Below are 18,620 nucleotides of genomic sequence, written 5' to 3' on the forward strand. Positions count from 1 at the left end.
ATTTAAAAATAGGATATTAACCCTCAACTATTTTTTTAAGAGTGCTTAAGGCTTTTGGCCATATGCCATTAAAATAGTCAATATAATCGTCAGCTGTATCCATTTCAACTGTTACAGTTGTAATACCATTGCTTTCTTGAAACGAATAGTTTTCCAAACCTCCTGCCCAGCTGTCAACTTATTCACCAGAGGTTATTTCAGTATCCCCATCAAGTATGCCGTAGTGTCTAATAGATACGAATTCAAACGGTATATTTTCTGCAATTTCAGAAACCATTCCACCACGCTTGCCATTTTCATCTGTTCCAATAAAATAAATTTTAGCACCTTTATTCCAACTGCCTTCATAAGTAGAAGTGGGATTAAATTCAGCTGTCCATTGTTCATATGTGGAGATATCATTTAACCCTAGCATAGTTTCATATACTGTTTTAGAAGAGGCTTTTATATGTTCTTTAAATTCTATTTTTTTCATGAGTTCAAAATTCAATTAGTGTAGCTATATGAAATGGTTTAATTAAAGGCCATTGTGGTTCCAGAATAGTTACTCTGTATTATTCTTTTAGTCTGTTGTATTGCTTTAGGGTTTCTATGAGTAAATCGTGAGGTAGGGCATAGGCCTTATTCCCATTAATGCCTTCCATAGTTTCAGCCGCTACCATGGCATTTATAATGGCTTCTTCAACAGCTTGTACAGTGGCTTCAAAAACGGGCATCAGTAAATCATTTGACATAGTTTCTACAGTTCTCATTTCATCACGACTAAACGCATTTTCATTGGCTGTTGAAAATGCCAAGAATATATCTCCAGAGCCATTACTGCCACGACCACCAACAATACCCACACCTAGAGGAATCCTCTGTGCAACTCTTTTTAATTGATGTGGTAATAAGGGTACATCTGTGGCGATTATTACTATAATAGAACCGTCTCCTTCTTGTCTTCTTGATTGTGGAGGCGCTTTGTACTCATAGCCTAAGGTATCTTTTAATGCTATACCCACTGGAACACCGGCTATCGACAGGTTTCTTTTGGCGCCAAAATTAGACTGCACAATGGCACCAACCGTATAATCAGTACCTTTTATTTTAAAAACGCGTGACGATGTTCCGGTTCCACCTTTAAAACCCAAGCACATCATGCCTGTTCCGCCGCCAACATTACCTTCAGCTAGTTTTCCACCTGAAGCATTGTTAATGGCTTCCAAAACATGTTCTTCCTTGACATGAAACCCGTAAATATCATTTAAAAAGCCATCATAAGTTTCAGCTACTACTGGATACGTATACCACCAATCTTCACCATTGTACCAATCGGTGTCAACATACCATTTCAATACAGCTTGTCTCACCTCTCCAACACTATTGGTATTTGTTATCATTATTGGAGTTTCCAAAAACCCAGACTCGGTTACCCAAGTTGTACCGGTCATTTCTCCGTTGCCATTTAAACTATACCAATTGGCATAAACGGGACTGAATTTTTTAGCTTTTCCTCGCGGAAATAGGGCAGTAACACCAGTTCTAATTGGGCCTTTGCCAACAATGTTTTTACCTTCGCCAGAAATAATGGTGCTATACCCAACCTCAACTCCTTCTACATCGGTAATGGCATTGAAGGTTCCCGGTGTTCCCACAAACGGAATTCCTAAATCTCTTGCTCTGGGTTTTTGCCCGTAAAAATGTGAGCAAATAAACAGGGCTACAAATAATAAAATAGTATTTTTCATATAGGCTGGTTTTTAAAAGTTCATATATTATTAGCAACAGTATATTAGTAAGGGTTTTTCTACTTATGCTTAAATATAAAAGCTTTAGAAGAAATACTCATTATGGTTATAGTCTTTCAAAGTTTTTTGCGGCTAATATTATATCATTATTTAATTCATATTCTTTACAAAGTTCATTCATTTTTTTTCTAAATGCTGTTTTATAATAATTCGGCATTTCTGTACTGTTGGCAAAAAACCTTTCATATTTCTCTTTTAATTCAGGATAATGCTTATTAATCACATTTTGCATTAATGTTTTACTATGTGCCTTCCCATTTCCGAATAATGTAATTGTTGCAGGCAAGATATAATGAACGTTCATTTGTTTGAATTTGGAAAATGCTAAATGGAGCTGCTCTGTTGTATCCGAAATATAAGGAATCAAAGGCATCAGATTTATACCTGATAGAAATCCTTGATTAAGTGTCTTTTGAACTGCTATGATTCTTTGGGTCGGAGGTGTTGCTCCTGGTTCAAAGATTTTAGCAACTTCATCGTTAAGTGTCGAAAATGAAAAACTGACAATAACCCCTTTGTTGAGTTGTTTTAGATCTGTTGGTAAAATAGCATTTTGTTCTATTTGTTTTAAGAGATCAAAATCTCGTTCAATTAAATCTGATTTTGTAATGATATGAACAGGAAATTTATGTTTAAGAATGATCGCTAAAGCCTGTCTTGTCAGTTCATATTTTTTTTCAATTTGAATGTATGGGTCGGTTACAGAAGATAAAACGATAATTCCATATTGGTTTTTCTTCGCTCGATTGGTCAATTGCCTGTCCAAAATTTCAATGGCGTTTGTTTTAACAGCCAGACTTGATTCAAGATTGGTTCCATATTTACTTCCCCTTATATAGCAATACAGACAGTTAAAGGAACAACTACTATACGGATTAAATGTATAGTCATCCAAAAACCATTTATCTCTTTTCTTGGTTTTGTTGAGAACCGACTTAACTTCAATTTCTTTTGGCATATTCGTTTCGGTTAAGTCCAATTGAAATTTTTGTTCTGAACCAGTTCGCTACCATTTCTTTGTTCTGAACTTCCTTATCAAATTGGTCAATAATTTCCGGGTGGAATTTTGCAGTTGTTTTTGCGGCCCAACCAACGCCTTGCCTTATTTCTTTGTCCCTTGTATTAGCCATCGAAAGAAGAATAGGAAACACTAATGCAACGTTTTCCTTATCCAATCCTTTTTTAATGGAATAGTGGATGCCCGCTCCTAATGCCCGCACTACCCAATTTGCTGAATGCCTGGAAAGTTTTTTTATCTGCGGAATAGTCTTTTCAGGATTGTTAAGTAAAGCATAACCATAAACTCTTTCTCCAATAATATCACATACATACCACACGTCAGCCCGAGATATGTATTCGGTAGCTTTTTTTATGGATTGTTCAAAACAGGTGTTAAGTCTATTCTGTAAAATAATTCCAAGAATTACATTTCCTCCTTCCGTTTTTAGTTCCTCGATTTTATTACAAAGATCAATATGTTCTTCTTGTTTTACTTTTTGGTATAATTCATCTCCACAAAATTCTAACAAAGGAAATTTTATTTTTTTTGTTAAAATATAATTTTCCATTTCTAGCAAGCAGGCATTCAATCCTTTGGATTCGTATTCTTTTGTGCAAATATTTATTAATTCCTTTATTTCAGATTTCCTAGTTACAACTTGCATTAAGGCTTGTTTTAGTTGAAGCTAATGATTTTGAATGTAATTGTTTTCAAAAAATCAATTATGTTTTTTACTGAGATTAAAGATAAAAAAATACAAGGACATTCTTTACTGAAAATCAACCCATAAGGATTGTGTAACATGTTATAGGCAGCGTTATTCCAATTCTATGAGTACAGGTAAGTGATCTGATAAATAATTAGAATTCTTCATTTTATCATCAATATGGCGATAGGTAGTGACTTTTAGGTTTTTTACAAATAGATAATCAATACGTTTTTCAGCAAGGGTATTTTTATCAAACCCCGTAAATGTACCTGCTGGTCCATAAATACCATGGCTTGATTTTTCAGAAGCGTCTCCAAATGCGTTTGTTAGTATTGTAATGGTTTGGCTATTTGGTTCTGAATTAAAATCCCCCATCAATATTACCGGATAATCATTGGTATTAACTTCTCTAATTTTTTTCAGTATGAGTTCCGATGATTTTTCTCGGGCTAATTTGCCTATATGGTCATAATGCGTATTAAATATCCAAACATTTTTCTTGGTACTTTTATCTTTAAACAAACCATAAGTACATATACGTTCCATAGAGGCATCCCATCCAACGGAAACCGTGTCAGGTCTTTCAGAAAGCCAGAAGGTTGATGACTTAATTAGTGATAACTTATTATGATTGTAATAAATGGCACTAAATTCGCCTTTTTCCAATCCATCATCCCGTCCTAAACCTATTCTCGAGTATTCTGTTAATTGTGCGTCTAGATAATGTAATTGATGTATTAACCCTTCTTGTATACCCAGTACATCGGGTTTATAATAGCTTATTAAATGTGTTAGTTCCAGCTTTCTATTATCCCATGCGTTCAAACCATCTTCAGGGTTATCATAGCGAATATTATAGGTCATTATTTTTTTTAATTGACCATATATCTGATTATGGAGTCCTGTTATAAGTAAAAAACATAAGAGTACTTTATAAATAGTATGCATAGTGTTTTATTGAGTTATGACTTATAGATTAGTTAAGGAAAATATGCAATAATCTTTCATTTAAAATTAAGCCACAATTAATTTTACACGTTGTTAAACTTTCGCTATTTTTATTTATTATCAGTCTCTTTGATAGTATATAAAACATGATTTAGTTGGTTAGCTTCAAATTTATACCCACTTATTTCTTGAAGGCTATTAGTTCTGAACTCAATTGATACTTTTATACCATCAAATTCTGAGTTAAACAATTTATTTTCTTTATGAAAAAAGTCTACAAAAGTTCGAGGGTTTTTTATTGGGTAAATGCGTAAAAAATTGTCATGTGCTTTTACAGAAAAAAGTTCATCTACTTCCATTCCCAAAGCCTCACCTTCTATTTTGTTTATTTTATAAGAACCTTCATATTTTTCCAATTCTTTCTTATTGATTTCCGAAAAATTAGGGTCTTCAATGATTTTCAAGTCAGTCCTTATTGTTTCAAGCCTAGGAATATAAATCTTAAGGCTAGGAATATAGTTATTATAAACACGATTATAGCCAGTGGCTACTCGGTTTTTGTATTCCATACTTGTAAGAAAATAATTTTGTAAATTTTTACTACTGTTATCTTTCATTATGGTTTTACTGATAAATTCTGGGTACCATATGTACTTATCTTGAAATATAGCCTGAAGTTGTTTTCCCTGTTCGTCTAATTCTTTTTCATGGCGTAAGATGCTAGTATTTTCCATAAGGTCATACGTATTGATAATACGTAAGGAAAGTTCATCTTTAACGTTTAAATCTTTTAATTGCTGAATTCCTGTATTATTTAAATTAGTACGAGGCATAATAGTTAATAACCTTGAAAGACCAACATCGAAAAGGTCAGCACTCATCGAATCATTCATTACTTTCTTAAAAATGGGTTCCTTTTCTTTCCAAAAAATTAATGCCGAATTTAAGTCTCTTATATCATTATCAATGTCAAGTATTATTCGCTGATGTGTTTCTGAAAGTTCGTTTTTCTGTTTTCTAGATTCATTCCAATTATTAATCTGTAGTGCAATTAATATTCCAATAACCACAAGAATAATTTCTCCAATTGCATATTTCAAATACTTTCCAGTTTTTCCTTCTGACAGTAAATTTTGTCTAATTTTTCTAAAGAATTTTATCATTGGTTATTGATTGGTTATAATGAAGCACAAAGTGTTTGTGTATGATTTTGTTGCGTGAAAATCCACTATAATTTTCTGCCAAAACCTAAAGATAGCAAATTGCTATGACACGAGGATCAAATGCCAAGCAATACAATTCAATATCAGGAGCTTTATAGTTTCTCTATGAATAGGTTTAATTCTTTCTGTAAAGATTCTGATATTGTTTCGTTTTCCAGCCAAGTATGAAAATTACCCAAATAACACATACCTAAATAGTTGGCACTTTCTACAAAGGGCATTTCAAATCCTTTTTTTAATTCTGAATCCGAACCGCAACTTATCACACCCATTGCTTTTCCTCTTAATTTTCTTCCAAGCTCTTTTTCAATTTTTAAACAGTCAGCTATTCGGTCAAAGAAATTTTTCATAATTCCACTCATGGAATACCAGTATACAGGCGTTGCAAAAATTATGGTGTCATATTTATTGACTATTTCGTTCATTATAGGTATAAAATCATCATCCTGATTTTTGAAATCATAGTCAAAATTGGAGATGTTTTTCGATTTCAAGTCTATAATATCAAACCCTGTCTTCTTTGTTATAAAAGTTACAATCTTGTTTGTGTTTCCTTGGCTTCTAGAACTACCTTGAATAATTACACCGTGTTTATGCATTTTTTAATGTATTTAGTTAATACGGCAAAACTATGGTGTTTAATTAGGTAATCAAATAAGGGGTAAATTTTGCCCTATTAAAGATTATCTCCAAATTTTGAAAGTTCGTTAAAAACTGGAGAAAGTTTAATTCCCAAGGGAGTGATTGAATATTCGGTTTTTTTGGGGAATTGATTATACTCTTTTTTTTCAATTAGTTTATCTTCAATCATTTCCTTTAGCTGTTGGGTTAATGCTCTTTTAGAAGCTTCAGGTAATCCTTTTTGTATATCTTTTAATCGTAAAGTTGTTTTTAGAAGTCCGCTTAATATAGCTGGCTTCCATTTACCAGAAATTACATTTAGAGTTTTTTCTATTGAGCAATCATTTTTTAATGGAGTCTTTCGTTCGTACAATTTAGTATTGTTTTGAGGTATGTAACAAGTTGTGTTTGCTATTAGAAAATCTACGCGGTTATACAGTTATTGTAATTGCTTTTATAAATATACAATAATCTTTAATTTAAAAATTTAGCCATAATGAGGTATACACGTTGTTGTAGTCAGTTTTTATTCAAATGGGTCACTCCATTTTTCCTCCAAACTTACGCTATTATCTGTCAATGTCTTTAAGAATGCTACTAAAGCGGATTTTTCAGCATCTGTAAAATTCAGTTGAACAGGATTACCATTGTCATCTGTTAATGCTGGTGATAGTGTGGGATGAGCTTGTATTCCACTATTGTAATGCTCCACAACTTCTTCTAAAGTTGCAAATCTTCCATCGTGCATGTAAGGTGCTGTAAGTTCAATATTTCGCAATGTTGTAGTTTTAAAACGACTTTCAAAGATTGGGTTATTGAAAACTGCTCCAGCGCCTTCGTCTGTTGTTGCTAAATCAAGTCCATTGTTTTGTGGGCCTGGATTTGCACTAACAAATGCTTCTGTTGTATGGCAGCCAAAGCAAGCACCACCTCCATTTGGGATAGTCTGAAAAAATAAATTTTTACCTAAATTTTCTTCATCTGTGAAGTTTGGGAAATTTGCTCCAGGTGAAGCAGATAAAGCTCTTCCTTCATCGTATTTACTCGAATAACTTACAATACTTCTTACGAATTGGGATAAAGCTCTTGAAATTCTATCGCTATTAATGTCTTGTGAACCAAATGCGTTTTCAAATAATTCAGGATAAAAATCCTGCTCTTGCACTGCATTTACCACTTGTTCTAAAGTCATTCCCATTTCTACTGGGTCTTGAAAAGGTTGCAGGACTTGTTCTTCTAAAGTACTTGCTCTTTCGTCCCAAAAAAAACGACCTCTTTGATAAAACCTTGAATTTATTAAAGTCATTGAATGGCGTCCTGTAAACCCACCATCAAAGCCAACACTCAAAACAGCATCATCTGAAAAACCTTTGTCCTGTTTATGGCAGGATGCACAAGCTATAGTTCTGTTAGCACTTAAACTTTTATCATAAAAAAGTACTCGACCTAAAGTTGCACCTTCATTGGTTATAGGGTTGTCATTTGGCGTATTGTCTAATCCATTAATAGATGTTGGCAAAGGTTGTCCTGGCACATCATTAGTAAAATGACTTGGTAAGTTTAAATTGATATAATCAAATGTTTCATCAGGAATATTGATAACATTATTTTCAATCGGAACGTAATTTTCATCATCGCTACAAGAAACTAATCCAAAAATTAGGAATAGAAAAATAATGCTGAAAGTTGGTTTAATCATAATTAAATAGGTTGAATTTCATGTTTTAGACTTGGAGTATTGCCAAAGGTTTAATTTGGAGTTAAAATGGTTTAGCAATTGTTGGGTCGGGTTTTTGGTGTTTTCGACAGTGGAGCAGTAGGCTTCCAGTCCCGACCGTTGTGGCAATTTGGTTTAGCAGGGCGTTGGGACGGATGTCCAAAGGGCGGGAATTGCGTAGCAATGTAGCAACTTGGTTGAAGCCGCAGGCTTTCAAATCCGTCCCAACTCCGGATAAGAGCACTTTTTTGTATCCATTATCAGATTTTTATCTTTATTATTTACCTTTTTGCATGCTTGGCTTTGTGTATACCATTTTTAAGATTAAGAAAAAGTGTTGTATAATGATATCAGGATTTATGTATTAACCTGTATAGCTATTTTAGGACGGGTCAAGGACGGGTCATGTGCGAATCTTAAGTATAGCTTAAGTATGGATAGTGTATGGATAACATCGATTTTTCCTACAAATTATAGAATCATAAAAAGCATGTTTCTTCAACTCTTAAAAGACGTTAATTAACAATATTTTATTACTACTCAAAATGGCTTCTTTGTAACTTAATAACCAACTAAATTTCAAGGCTATGCGTTTCTCAACTATCCATTCAACTATCATGCTTGGTTTAAGTCTGTTGGTACTATCCTGCCAAGGGCAAACCAAACAACCAACAAATACCAAAACTACATCACAAACAACCAACGCCCTTGTTGGCGGCCCGTTTGAAAACCGCGACTTTATGTTTATTGGTATGCCCAAGAACCTTAAACCAACAGACACCTGTCCGGCGTGGGAGCAAGAAGGGCAGAAACTCCTTATTTCGGGAACCATTTTTAAAAGCGATGGTAAAACACCGGCTCCCAATGTCATTCTCTATTACTACCATACTGATGTATATGGCAAGTACCCCAATGCCAAAACCTTGGATAGCCGTATAGCAAGGCACGGGTATATGCGCGGTTGGGTAAAAAGTGATGCACAAGGGCAGTATGCGATTTATACCGTTAGACCAGCAAGTTATCCCAATACGGAAATCATGGCACATATCCATCCAGCAATAAAAGAACCAGAAATAGATATACCATATTATATTGATGAATGGGTGTTTGATGACGATCCCTTTTTAACCCAAAGGCAACGCCAAAATATGCGCAATAGAGGAGGAAGCGGCATTCTAAAAACGACTCAAGAAGGAGATTTACAGGTTGCCAAGCACGATATTATTCTGGGGTTGAACATTCCCAATTACCCTAATAAGTAAAAAAAGAAGAAAATTCCTTAAAATATTTTTATATTTTAGTGAGGTAGTTAATCCTGCCTCCAAGCTCTGCCGTTTGCTTTATTACGTCAATATTTTCTTGAAAGTATGAGTTCAAACACGTCCAACAGTGCCTTTCGTCCTAAAACAATAATTTCCCTCAAGTCTCTTTTTTTAACTGTAATTGGTGTCGTTTGTGCCGTTGTGGCCATTAAGGGGTTCATGATTCCCAATCATTTTCTGGATGGTGGTTTATTGGGAATCTCAATTCTTATCCACGAATTTTATAATATAGATGTCAGTATTCCATTGGTATTGCTTAATCTACCCTTTGTATATATTGGTTATAAAAAAATAGGTAAAAACTTCGCTGCACATGCCTTTTTGGCTGTAATTCTTTTGGGCATAGTCATGAATGTATTACCAGTTCCAGAGATAACCAAAGACCATTTTCTTACAGCTGTTTTCGGTGGCGTGTTTGTGGGTTTGGGTATTGGTTTTGTAATTCGAGGTGGTGGTGTAATAGATGGTTTAGAGGTTATTGCCGAGTATTCCAATAAAAAATTTGGACTCTCCACCAATGAAATTATTATGGCTATAAACACAACTATTTTTCTAATTATAGCCTTTTATTTAGGACTCGAAAAAGCAATGTATTCCATTGTAACCTATTTTACAGCCTTAAAAGTTTCAGATTATGTGGTTGATGGATTTGAGAAATTGATATCACTAACAGTTATTTCTCCAAATGCTGATTTGGTAAAGAAACTTATTGTAAACAATTTTGATAAAGCCATAACGGTTTACAAAGGCGAACGTGGTAATCTGCCAGGCTCATTTCATGTAAAGCACGATTGTGATATAATAGTTACCGTGGTATCCAGATTGGAAGTTCATAAAATTAAGAAAGCCATTCAAGAAGCAGATCCTGAAGCCTTTACCTATGTACAGAATATTGGCGAAATTACGGGCGGAATAGTAAGTAAACGGAAAACACATTAACAATGACCCCATCTCAATTTCAGGAAATCTATAACGAAGCATTAGATATATTGGCCGAAAACCTGCCAGAGTATTTATGGTATCATAGCCTAGAACATACGTTATATGTATTTGATAGAGCCATATATATTGGCAAAAAAGAAGGAGTCTCCAACGAAAATCTATTACTCCTAAAAATTGCGGCTTTATATCATGATATGGGTTTTATTAACACCCAAGTTGAACACGAACAGGAGAGCTGTAAAATAGCTAAAGCAAATCTTAAAAAATACAACCTAACTAGTGCCGAAATACAAACTATTTGCGGTATGATTACGGCCACAAAAATACCCCAAAAACCCAAAAACCATTTGGAAGCCATTTTAGCAGATGCCGATTTGGAATACTTGGGTACCACAAGGTTTCAAGAGGCCAGTGATAGACTTTACAAAGAGTTAAAGCATTTTAATCCAGCATTGTCAAAAAGTAAATGGAATACCATACAAAAGACATTTTTAACCAACCACCATTACCATACTGATTTTTGTAAACGTTATAAAACCCATCGTAAACATAAAAATATGGAAATGTTGAATTAAACCATAGCATCATGGAAAACCTTGATCAAGACATCCTCAATACCTTTAACGAGTTTTGGTATATGTGGGCCAAACGTGCCAAAGGAGAGGCTACTATTAATGATTTAAAGCAGTATTTTGATTCCGAAGTAAGCAGTATTGGAACTGGTGAACATGAAATAGGAAAGGATTTAGAAACGGTTATTGAAAACTTTTCTTACGATTTAAAGGAATTACAAAAGCCTTTTAAATTGGATGTGTTTTATGAAAAAGCCAAAGTATTGTCACCAACATCAGGTGTTGTAGAGGCTGAAGCAAATGTTGAAATAGATTTGGATGCCAACGAACCGCTTAAGCTTCATATTAGGTTTTCAACTGTTTTTATATTGAGGGCTGGTAAATGGCTAATAAAGCACAACCATGTATCATTTCCATCAAAAGACCAAGGCGTTGGCGAATCCTATCCATTAGACGCCTTAACAGCGCAGAACAATAGACTTCAAGCATTGGTGGAACAACGTACGCAGGAGTTGGAGGAAAAAACGGTATTATTAGAAAAAGAAAAGGATAAAACAGAAAAACTCTTGTTTAACATTTTGCCAAGAAAAATAGCTAAAGAATTGTTGGATAATGGATATAGTGTCCCGGTACGTCATGAAAACGTGAGTGTTATTTTTACCGATTTTGTAGAGTTTACAGAAATTGCCTCTCAAATCACCGCTAGAGAATTGGTTGAAGAATTAAACGATATTTTCTTCCATTTTGATAGTTTAATAAAAGAACAGGAATTGGAAAAAATAAAAACCATAGGTGATTCTTATATGGCTGTATGCGGTCTGCCAGAACCGCATAATGAACATGCGTTTCGATGCATAGTGGTGGCAAGACAAATGTTAAGCTTTATTGAAGACCGTAATAGTAAACGCGATATCAAGTGGCAAATGCGTATAGGTATCCATTCTGGTCCAGTTGTGGCTGGAATTGTAGGGAACGATAAATTTGCCTACGATTTGTGGGGCAGAACCGTTAATTTGGCAAGTAGGTTGGAAGGTGCGGGCTTAAAAGGAAGAATTAATATTTCTGAAGACACATACCATTTAATTAAGGAGTCAATTCCATGTGAGTATCGAGGTAAACAACTAATTAAAGGAAATAAGGAAGTTGATATGTACTTTGTAAATTAAAAGCCCGAATAACCAAATGGTAATCCAGGCTTTTTAAGTAATAACTAAATAGGGTTAAGTTACTTTGTCTTTATTTTCTTTTGCTTCTTTACTTTACCGTTTTGTTTGTAATAGTAAAAGTCTTCATCGGTATTCCAATCGTGGTCCCAGTCATCATCATAAGTATCATGGTGCCCATTATGATTGGTTGTACAACTTAATTCACCACAAACACCACACATGGTACTAAACGGGTTTACAAAACCAAAAGTGCTCATTATTTCACCAAATCGGTTATACCTAACTGTTAATCCGCCTACGCGTTTTAATAAGCCAGACCTATTATTATATTGCATGTATACTGATCCAGCACGTTTTATTTTACCAAATCGGTCATAATTAATAAATACATTTCCAATGCGTCTCACTTTACCATCACGGTCATGTTGAATGATTACGCCTCGATTTCTTGGTGTCGAAAAATGAACGCGGCTAACCGTTCCTGGAGCTCCAAAAGTTGTGTTAACAGAGCCACGTCTTGTTACAGTTGTGGAGCTTCTATAATAATTGTCATGGTATGGTACAGTATTAACCACATTGGTGTTAAAATCAAAACTACCATCAGGAAAAATCATAAATTCCACACCACGCTCTACAAACATAATAGGTTGTGCATAACGATAGCGTGTAATTAAATCTTCACCTTGAACTGTAGCATGTTTTTCTGTTGCTGTTACAGTTGTTAATCCTATTAACAACACTGTAATAAAAAGTACTTGTTTTTTCATAATACTAGGATTTTAGATTTTGCCTACTCATTAGCTTTTCGGCTTACGCTATTTGTTTAGCTAGTTTCAATTGTCGTGCCAAAATTTTAAATCATTGATTTACAACAGCATATGAGTTTGTGTGCTCTGCTAAAATTAATGATTGTAACATTTTTGGTGAAAACCCTTCTAATAAATAGAACTTGAATTTGGCTTTTAAAATACTATTAAATTAAAATTTTAGTAAATTTAAATCCTACTAACCATCAATTATGGAAACTAAACAGACCACGTGTAAAAATTGTGAAAAAGAGTTTCAGGAAGGCTTTGAGTTTTGTCCGCATTGTGGGCAGAAATCTAAAGACGAACTTACCATAGGTGTTTTATTTTACAATACCATAAGTAATTACTTTTCTTTCGATGCGCGTTTTTTTAAGAGTTTTATTCCGTTGATGGTAAAGCCAGGGTATTTAGCTAAAAAGTTTTTGGAAGGTAAGCGTCTGTTGTATCTACATCCAGCACAGATGTATTTATTTATATCGGTTATTTTTTTCTTTTTGTTTTCGTTTGTAGCTAGAGAACAGGAAGAAAGTATTGATAGAGCATTAAAACGTGATTTTGAAAAGGCCAAAAAAGTTATAGATACGCTTTCTGAAAAAGGTTTAGATTCTGCACAAGTAGCCAAACTAATGAAACCTTATGAAGCCAATAAGGATAAGTTAGGCTTAAATGAAGATGAACTCAAAGAATTAGATTCAGTTATTAAGACAGGAGGTAATACAAAAACCAATATGAATTTTGGGTTTGATAAAAACAAAATAGATTCCCTTATTGATAGTGGTGCATCAGATAAGGTTATCTACAAAGAAATGGGAATGGATGATGATGCGGGCTATTTTATAAAACGATTTTATGAACAGATGCTTAAGTTTTATAAAACCAAAAGTGGAGGCTCGGTACTTAAGGCGTTTTATGATACCATACCAATTGCCATGTTCTTTTTGCTGCCAATTTTTGCATTGATTCTTAAGCTATTTTATTTTAGAAAAGGGCCTTATGCTTACCATTTGGTGTTTAGTTTTTACTTCTTTTCCTTTTTGTTCACAGTATTTAGTATTCTATTGCTGTTGAATTTTGCTTGGGAAGCTTTTCCAGGTTGGTTAATCACGCTGATAATTCTATCAACGTTCATATATTTGTTTTTAGCCTTAAAACGGTTTTATGATCAAGGTTGGTTTTTAAGCTTTTTAAAAAGTGGTATGGTTACCTTTACCTTTTTTGTGTTTTTATTTCCAGCTTCTTTGGCAGTACTTTTTGTGGCGTTTTTATCGTATTAAAGTTTGTCTTTTAAATACTTGCCAGTAATGGATTGTTTGTTTACTACTAGCTCTTCAGGTGTGCCTTCTGCTACAAGATTTCCACCGCGTTTTCCACCTTCAGGGCCTAAATCAACAATATAATCGGCGCATTTAATAAGTTCCAGATTGTGTTCAATAACAATAATGGAATGGCCCTTGCCAATTAAAGCTTGAAACGATGTCAATAGTTTCTTAATATCATGAAAGTGTAATCCCGTAGTGGGTTCATCAAAAATAAATAAGGTATTCGTTCCTCTTGTACCTTTACCTAAAAAGCTGGCCAATTTTATACGCTGCGCCTCACCACCTGAAAGGGTAGAGGAACTTTGCCCCAAAGTAACATAACCTAAACCAACATCTTGAAGGGGTTGTAGTTTACCTTGAATTTTGGTTTGGTTATGAGTTGAAAAAAATGTTATAGCATCATCAATAGTAAGATTTAGAATATCATCAATAGTTTTGTCCTTAAAAGTAACTTCCAGAACCTCTTTTTTAAAACGTTTACCATTACAAGTTTCGCAAGTTAAATGCACATCGGCCATAAATTGCATTTCAATGGTCACTTCACCTTCACCTTTACAAGTTTCACAGCGGCCACCATCTACATTAAACGAAAAATGTTTGGCTTGGTAATTACGAATCTTACTTAATTTTTGGTTGGCAAACAGCGCTCTAATATCGTCATAAGCCTTAATGTAGGTTACAGGGTTAGAACGCGATGATCGACCAATAGGATTTTGATCAACAAATTCAATGTGACCAATATTGTTAAAATTGCCTCTTAACTCCGAAAACTGTCCGGCTTTGTCACTAAAATCGGTTAGTTTTTTTTGAATAGCTGGATATACAATCTTTTTGATTAGTGTACTTTTACCGCTTCCAGAAACACCCGTTACAACTGTTAACATACCCAACGGTAAGGTAACATTAATATTTTTGAGGTTGTTTTCTTTTGCCCCAATGATTTCTATGGCATATTTAGACGTACGACGTTTTTTAGGGACTTCAATTTTAAGGGTTTCGTTCAAATATTGTGCAGTAAGTGAATCAGAACTTAAAATGGCATCGTAAGTACCAGTAGCTACAACATGACCACCAAAAGTACCAGCTTCTGGACCAATATCTATAATTTCGTCTGCCGCTTGCATAATGTCTTCATCATGCTCCACAACTATAACGGTATTGCCTAAATCGCGGAGCGCTTTTAAAACACCAATTAAACGTTCGGTATCTTTAGGGTGAAGACCAATACTTGGCTCATCAAGAATATACATAGAGCCTACCAAGCTACTCCCTAATGATGTTGCCAAATTTATACGCTGACTCTCACCGCCAGATAAGGTATTGGATTTTCGGTTTAGGGTTAAATAATTTAACCCTACATTGGTAAGATATGAGAGGCGATTATTAATTTCTTTTAACAATCTGCTGGCTATATTTAAATCGGTATCAGACAGTTCCAATTGGTTAAAAAACAAGCTCAATTCGTCTATAGGCATATCAACCAAATCGGTAATGGTTTTTCCACCAACTTTTACATAAGTAGCTTCTGGACGCAAACGTTTACCGTTACAGGTTTTACATTTAGTTTTACCACGATAACGCGATAACATCACGCGATTCTGGATTTTGTAGGCTTTAGATTCCAATTCGGCAAAAAAGCTATTTAAGCCTTCAAAATAGGCATTGCCTTCCCAAATAAGTTGCTTGTGTACCTCACTTAGTTCAAAATAGGGCTTATGAATAGGGAAATCGAATTTATGGGAGTTGTTAACCAATTGATCACGATACCAACTCATGCTTTCACCTCGCCATGGAAAGATGGCATTTTCATAAACCGATAAGCCGGTGTTGGGTATAACCAAATCATCATCTATACCTATAACATCGCCATAGCCTTCACATGTAGGACAAGCACCATAAGGGTTATTAAAACTGAATAGATGAACGTTGGGCTCTAAAAATGTTATGCCATCCAATTCAAAAGAATTACTAAAGATCTTTTGGGAGTTATTGGAAAGCTGTTCAATAATGCAATTGCCTTTACCTTCAAAAAAAGAAGTTTGAATGGCGTCGGCCAAACGATTGTAGAAATCTTCGTCGTCTTTTTTTATAATACGATCTATTACCAGAAACAAATCAGTTTCATCAATAGCATCTATTTCTACTTCATCAATGCGTACAACATTGTCATTTACCTTAATTCTCGAATAACCTTGTTGGTTTAAAACCTTTAGCTTGTCTGAAAGTTTACGGCCTTCTTCCAAATGTATAGGCGAGAGTAAAAGAAGCTTTTCGTTTTCTTCAAGCGCTTTGATATAATTTAAGACATCGGTCACGGTATCTTTTTTTACTTCATCTCCAGACTTTGGTGAATAAGTTTTACCAATCCGTGCATATAATAGCTTTAAATAATCGTAAATTTCAGTTGTAGTTCCTACCGTTGAACGTGGGTTTGTAGAATTTACTTTTTGCTCAATAGCAATGGCAGGCGCAATTCCTTTAATAAAGTCTACTTTAGGCTTGTTTAAGCGCCCTAAAAATTGACGCGCATAGCTTGAAAGACTTTCTACATAACGCCTTTGACCTTCAGCATATAAAGTATCGAAAGCCAAACTGGACTTACCTGAACCAGATAAACCAGTAATGACAACTAATTTGTTGCGCGGAATAACAACATCAATATTTTTAAGGTTGTGTAATTTTGCACCTTTAATAATAATATTGTGTTTTGGATTTACTTCCGAAATATGAGTAGTCATAGGCTATTTAATGGAATAATTTAGCAAAGATACTACAAGAAAATTGGCTTAAAAAATGGATTTTAATTCAATTTTTTATAAAAAAAAATAAAAATATTTTTGCTTTTTAGGAATGATTGTTGTTATATTTGAGTTCTATTAACCTAAAAATCACATAAGTAGCCTATAAGCAGAACATTACTTTTTTAAAATTTAACCCCAACCCGGAATTATTTCTGGTAAAAAGTAATGACTATGCAACACGAACTTATCACAGATGCTACTTTAGTTTCAAATTACATAAAAGGAGACGAACGCGCTATCGAAATTCTAATTACTAGGCATAAACAACGCGTTTATAGCTTTATCTATTCAAAAGTTTTTGATAGAGATGTAGCGGAAGACATTTTTCAAGATACCTTTATTAAGGTTATTCGAACACTTAAACACGGCAAATACAACGAAGAAGGTAAATTTTTGCCTTGGGTTATGCGTATATCACATAATTTGGTAATTGATTACTTTAGAAAAAATAACCGTATGCCTAAATTTAGTAATACGGGAGACTTTAATATTTTTTCTGTTTTAAGTGACTCTTCATTAGATGCTGAAAAAAGTATTATAAAAAGCCAGGTAGAAAAGGATGTGCGTCGTGTAATTGAAGAACTACCAGAAGACCAAAAAGAAGTATTGGTTATGCGTATGTACAACGAAATGAGTTTTAAGGAAATATCAGAAAAAACAGGTGTTAGTATCAATACAGCTCTAGGTAGAATGCGTTATGCCTTGATTAATATGCGTAAGATAATTGATAAACATAATATAGTTTTAACGAATTAATACAATAAATAAAAAAAAGATACGTTAATGTAGAGTAGAAAACCATAAAAACAATTTAAATGGCAAAACTTTACTCTCAAAAAAATCCTCAAAAACAACTTAATCTAAACCCAAAAGAAGAAACTGTAAAATTTCTTCTTGATTACTCGAAGGCTTTAAGTGTTATAAATTGTAATAAGATGAAGTTTGAAGCACTTCTCAACTAAACTTTGAAAAAGTCCTGATTAGTCTCGGGACTTTTTTTATTTCTTTTTTGTATAATAATCTTTCAATACCGATTTTCTACCAATAGTTTTGGTTATCACATCTTTTTCCAAATCCCAACCTCTTGCAGGCGAATATTCGCGACCATACCATATAATCTGTAAGTGTAAATTATTCCACAATTCTTTTGGGAACAAGCGTTTGGCATCTTTTTCGGTTTGGACAACATTTTTGCCATTTGTAAAACCCCAACGATACATTAATCTGTGGATATGGGTATCTACTGGAAAAGCAGGAATACCAAAAGCTTGAGATAAAACAACGGCAGCTGTTTTATGGCCAACAGCGGGTAAGGCTTCCAGTTCCTCATAAGTTTTAGGAACCTCGCCATTATGTTTATCAATTAATATTTGCGACAAACCATGAATGCCTTTGCTTTTCATAGGTGATAGCCCAACAGGTTTTATAATCTCTCTAATATCTTCAACGGAAAGCTTAACCATATCATACGGGTTATCTGCCTTGGCAAATAATAAAGGTGTTATTTGATTTACTCTAACATCAGTACTTTGGGCAGACATAAGAACAGCAATTAACAAGGTGTATGGGTCTTTATGGTCTAAAGGAATAGGTATTGTAAGATATAATGTGTTTAACGTTTTTATAACGAAATCTACCTTTTCTTGCTTGGTCATAAATTGTATTTTTGAAAAAAATCAAA

General features: G+C 34.1%; 20 protein-coding genes. 7 read left to right on the forward strand and 13 right to left on the reverse strand.

Going from position 1 to position 18,620, the window contains the following annotated elements:
* Window positions 1-16 precede the first annotated feature (16 nt).
* From K7G76_RS15420 to K7G76_RS11170, 10 genes are all read right to left on the reverse strand, one after another.
* A complete protein-coding gene (locus K7G76_RS15420; RefSeq protein WP_255573000.1) occupies window positions 17-157 on the reverse strand; it encodes a hypothetical protein in 141 nt (46 codons plus the stop codon).
* A 21-nt stretch (window positions 158-178) separates the two neighbouring features.
* Complete coding sequence (locus tag K7G76_RS15425; protein ID WP_255573001.1) at window positions 179-490, reverse strand: hypothetical protein; 312 nt, start codon at window positions 488-490, stop codon at window positions 179-181.
* Between the two features lie 64 nt (window positions 491-554).
* Window positions 555-1,730, reverse strand: a complete 1,176-nt coding sequence (locus K7G76_RS11135) for a DmpA family aminopeptidase (RefSeq protein WP_223034299.1) — start codon at window positions 1,728-1,730, stop codon at window positions 555-557.
* Window positions 1,731-1,836: 106 nt separating this feature from the next.
* Window positions 1,837-2,748: an SPL family radical SAM protein gene (locus K7G76_RS11140; protein ID WP_223034300.1), complete on the reverse strand. Its 912-nt coding sequence runs from the start codon at window positions 2,746-2,748 to the stop codon at window positions 1,837-1,839.
* The gene (locus K7G76_RS11145; RefSeq protein ID WP_223034301.1) at window positions 2,732-3,454 is read right to left on the reverse strand and encodes a DNA alkylation repair protein; all 723 of its coding nucleotides are present in this window, start codon (window positions 3,452-3,454) and stop codon (window positions 2,732-2,734) included. The genes K7G76_RS11140 and K7G76_RS11145 overlap by 17 nt, the downstream gene beginning before the upstream one ends.
* A 153-nt stretch (window positions 3,455-3,607) precedes the next feature.
* Window positions 3,608-4,363, reverse strand: coding sequence for an endonuclease/exonuclease/phosphatase family protein (locus K7G76_RS11150; RefSeq protein WP_223034302.1), 756 nt, complete (start codon window positions 4,361-4,363; stop codon window positions 3,608-3,610).
* Window positions 4,364-4,557: 194 nt separating this feature from the next.
* Complete coding sequence (locus tag K7G76_RS11155; protein WP_223034303.1) at window positions 4,558-5,610, reverse strand: DUF6090 family protein; 1,053 nt, start codon at window positions 5,608-5,610, stop codon at window positions 4,558-4,560.
* A 152-nt stretch (window positions 5,611-5,762) separates the two neighbouring features.
* Complete coding sequence (locus K7G76_RS11160) at window positions 5,763-6,269, reverse strand: flavodoxin family protein (protein WP_223034304.1); 507 nt, start codon at window positions 6,267-6,269, stop codon at window positions 5,763-5,765.
* Between the two features lie 77 nt (window positions 6,270-6,346).
* The gene (locus tag K7G76_RS11165) at window positions 6,347-6,664 is read right to left on the reverse strand and encodes a winged helix-turn-helix transcriptional regulator (RefSeq protein ID WP_223034305.1); all 318 of its coding nucleotides are present in this window, start codon (window positions 6,662-6,664) and stop codon (window positions 6,347-6,349) included.
* A gap of 153 nt (window positions 6,665-6,817) precedes the next feature.
* A complete protein-coding gene (locus K7G76_RS11170) occupies window positions 6,818-7,990 on the reverse strand; it encodes a cytochrome-c peroxidase (protein ID WP_223034306.1) in 1,173 nt (390 codons plus the stop codon).
* A gap of 605 nt (window positions 7,991-8,595) precedes the next feature.
* Here K7G76_RS11170 and K7G76_RS11175 point away from each other — a divergent pair.
* The 4 genes from K7G76_RS11175 (at window position 8,596) to K7G76_RS11190 (ending at window position 12,010) form a co-directional block, all read left to right on the forward strand.
* Window positions 8,596-9,270, forward strand: coding sequence for a dioxygenase family protein (locus K7G76_RS11175; RefSeq protein ID WP_223034307.1), 675 nt, complete (start codon window positions 8,596-8,598; stop codon window positions 9,268-9,270).
* A gap of 105 nt (window positions 9,271-9,375) precedes the next feature.
* Window positions 9,376-10,269 (forward strand): YitT family protein, encoded by an 894-nt coding sequence (locus K7G76_RS11180; RefSeq protein ID WP_223034308.1) that lies wholly within the window; start codon window positions 9,376-9,378, stop codon window positions 10,267-10,269.
* A 2-nt stretch (window positions 10,270-10,271) separates the two neighbouring features.
* Window positions 10,272-10,847, forward strand: a complete 576-nt coding sequence (locus tag K7G76_RS11185) for an HD domain-containing protein (RefSeq protein ID WP_223034309.1) — start codon at window positions 10,272-10,274, stop codon at window positions 10,845-10,847.
* 11 nt (window positions 10,848-10,858) lie between these two features.
* Window positions 10,859-12,010 carry an adenylate/guanylate cyclase domain-containing protein gene (locus tag K7G76_RS11190; protein ID WP_223034310.1) on the forward strand — a complete coding sequence of 384 codons (1,152 nt, stop codon included), beginning with the start codon at window positions 10,859-10,861 and terminating at the stop codon, window positions 12,008-12,010.
* Between the two features lie 59 nt (window positions 12,011-12,069).
* Here K7G76_RS11190 and K7G76_RS11195 read toward each other — a convergent pair whose 3' ends face one another.
* Complete coding sequence (locus tag K7G76_RS11195; RefSeq protein WP_223034311.1) at window positions 12,070-12,777, reverse strand: hypothetical protein; 708 nt, start codon at window positions 12,775-12,777, stop codon at window positions 12,070-12,072.
* A 251-nt stretch (window positions 12,778-13,028) separates the two neighbouring features.
* Between K7G76_RS11195 and K7G76_RS11200 the strand changes: the two genes are divergently transcribed.
* A complete protein-coding gene (locus K7G76_RS11200; RefSeq protein ID WP_223034312.1) occupies window positions 13,029-14,093 on the forward strand; it encodes a DUF3667 domain-containing protein in 1,065 nt (354 codons plus the stop codon).
* Here the strand turns inward: K7G76_RS11200 and uvrA are convergent.
* Entirely contained in the window at window positions 14,090-16,876 is a 2,787-nt protein-coding gene (gene uvrA / locus K7G76_RS11205) for an excinuclease ABC subunit UvrA (protein ID WP_223034313.1), read from the reverse strand. The genes K7G76_RS11200 and uvrA overlap by 4 nt on opposite strands.
* Window positions 16,877-17,110: 234 nt before the next feature.
* Between uvrA and K7G76_RS11210 the strand changes: the two genes are divergently transcribed.
* Window positions 17,111-17,695 (forward strand): RNA polymerase sigma factor, encoded by a 585-nt coding sequence (locus K7G76_RS11210; protein ID WP_223034314.1) that lies wholly within the window; start codon window positions 17,111-17,113, stop codon window positions 17,693-17,695.
* 59 nt (window positions 17,696-17,754) lie between these two features.
* Window positions 17,755-17,901: a hypothetical protein gene (locus K7G76_RS11215; RefSeq protein WP_223034315.1), complete on the forward strand. Its 147-nt coding sequence runs from the start codon at window positions 17,755-17,757 to the stop codon at window positions 17,899-17,901.
* 36 nt (window positions 17,902-17,937) lie between these two features.
* Here the strand turns inward: K7G76_RS11215 and K7G76_RS11220 are convergent, their stop codons facing one another.
* Window positions 17,938-18,594 carry an endonuclease III domain-containing protein gene (locus K7G76_RS11220; RefSeq protein WP_223034316.1) on the reverse strand — a complete coding sequence of 219 codons (657 nt, stop codon included), beginning with the start codon at window positions 18,592-18,594 and terminating at the stop codon, window positions 17,938-17,940.
* Between the last annotated feature and the right edge of the window lie 26 nt (window positions 18,595-18,620).

Source organism: Hanstruepera marina, from assembly GCF_019880635.1.
Classification (GTDB): Bacteria; Bacteroidota; Bacteroidia; order Flavobacteriales; family Flavobacteriaceae; genus Hanstruepera; species Hanstruepera marina.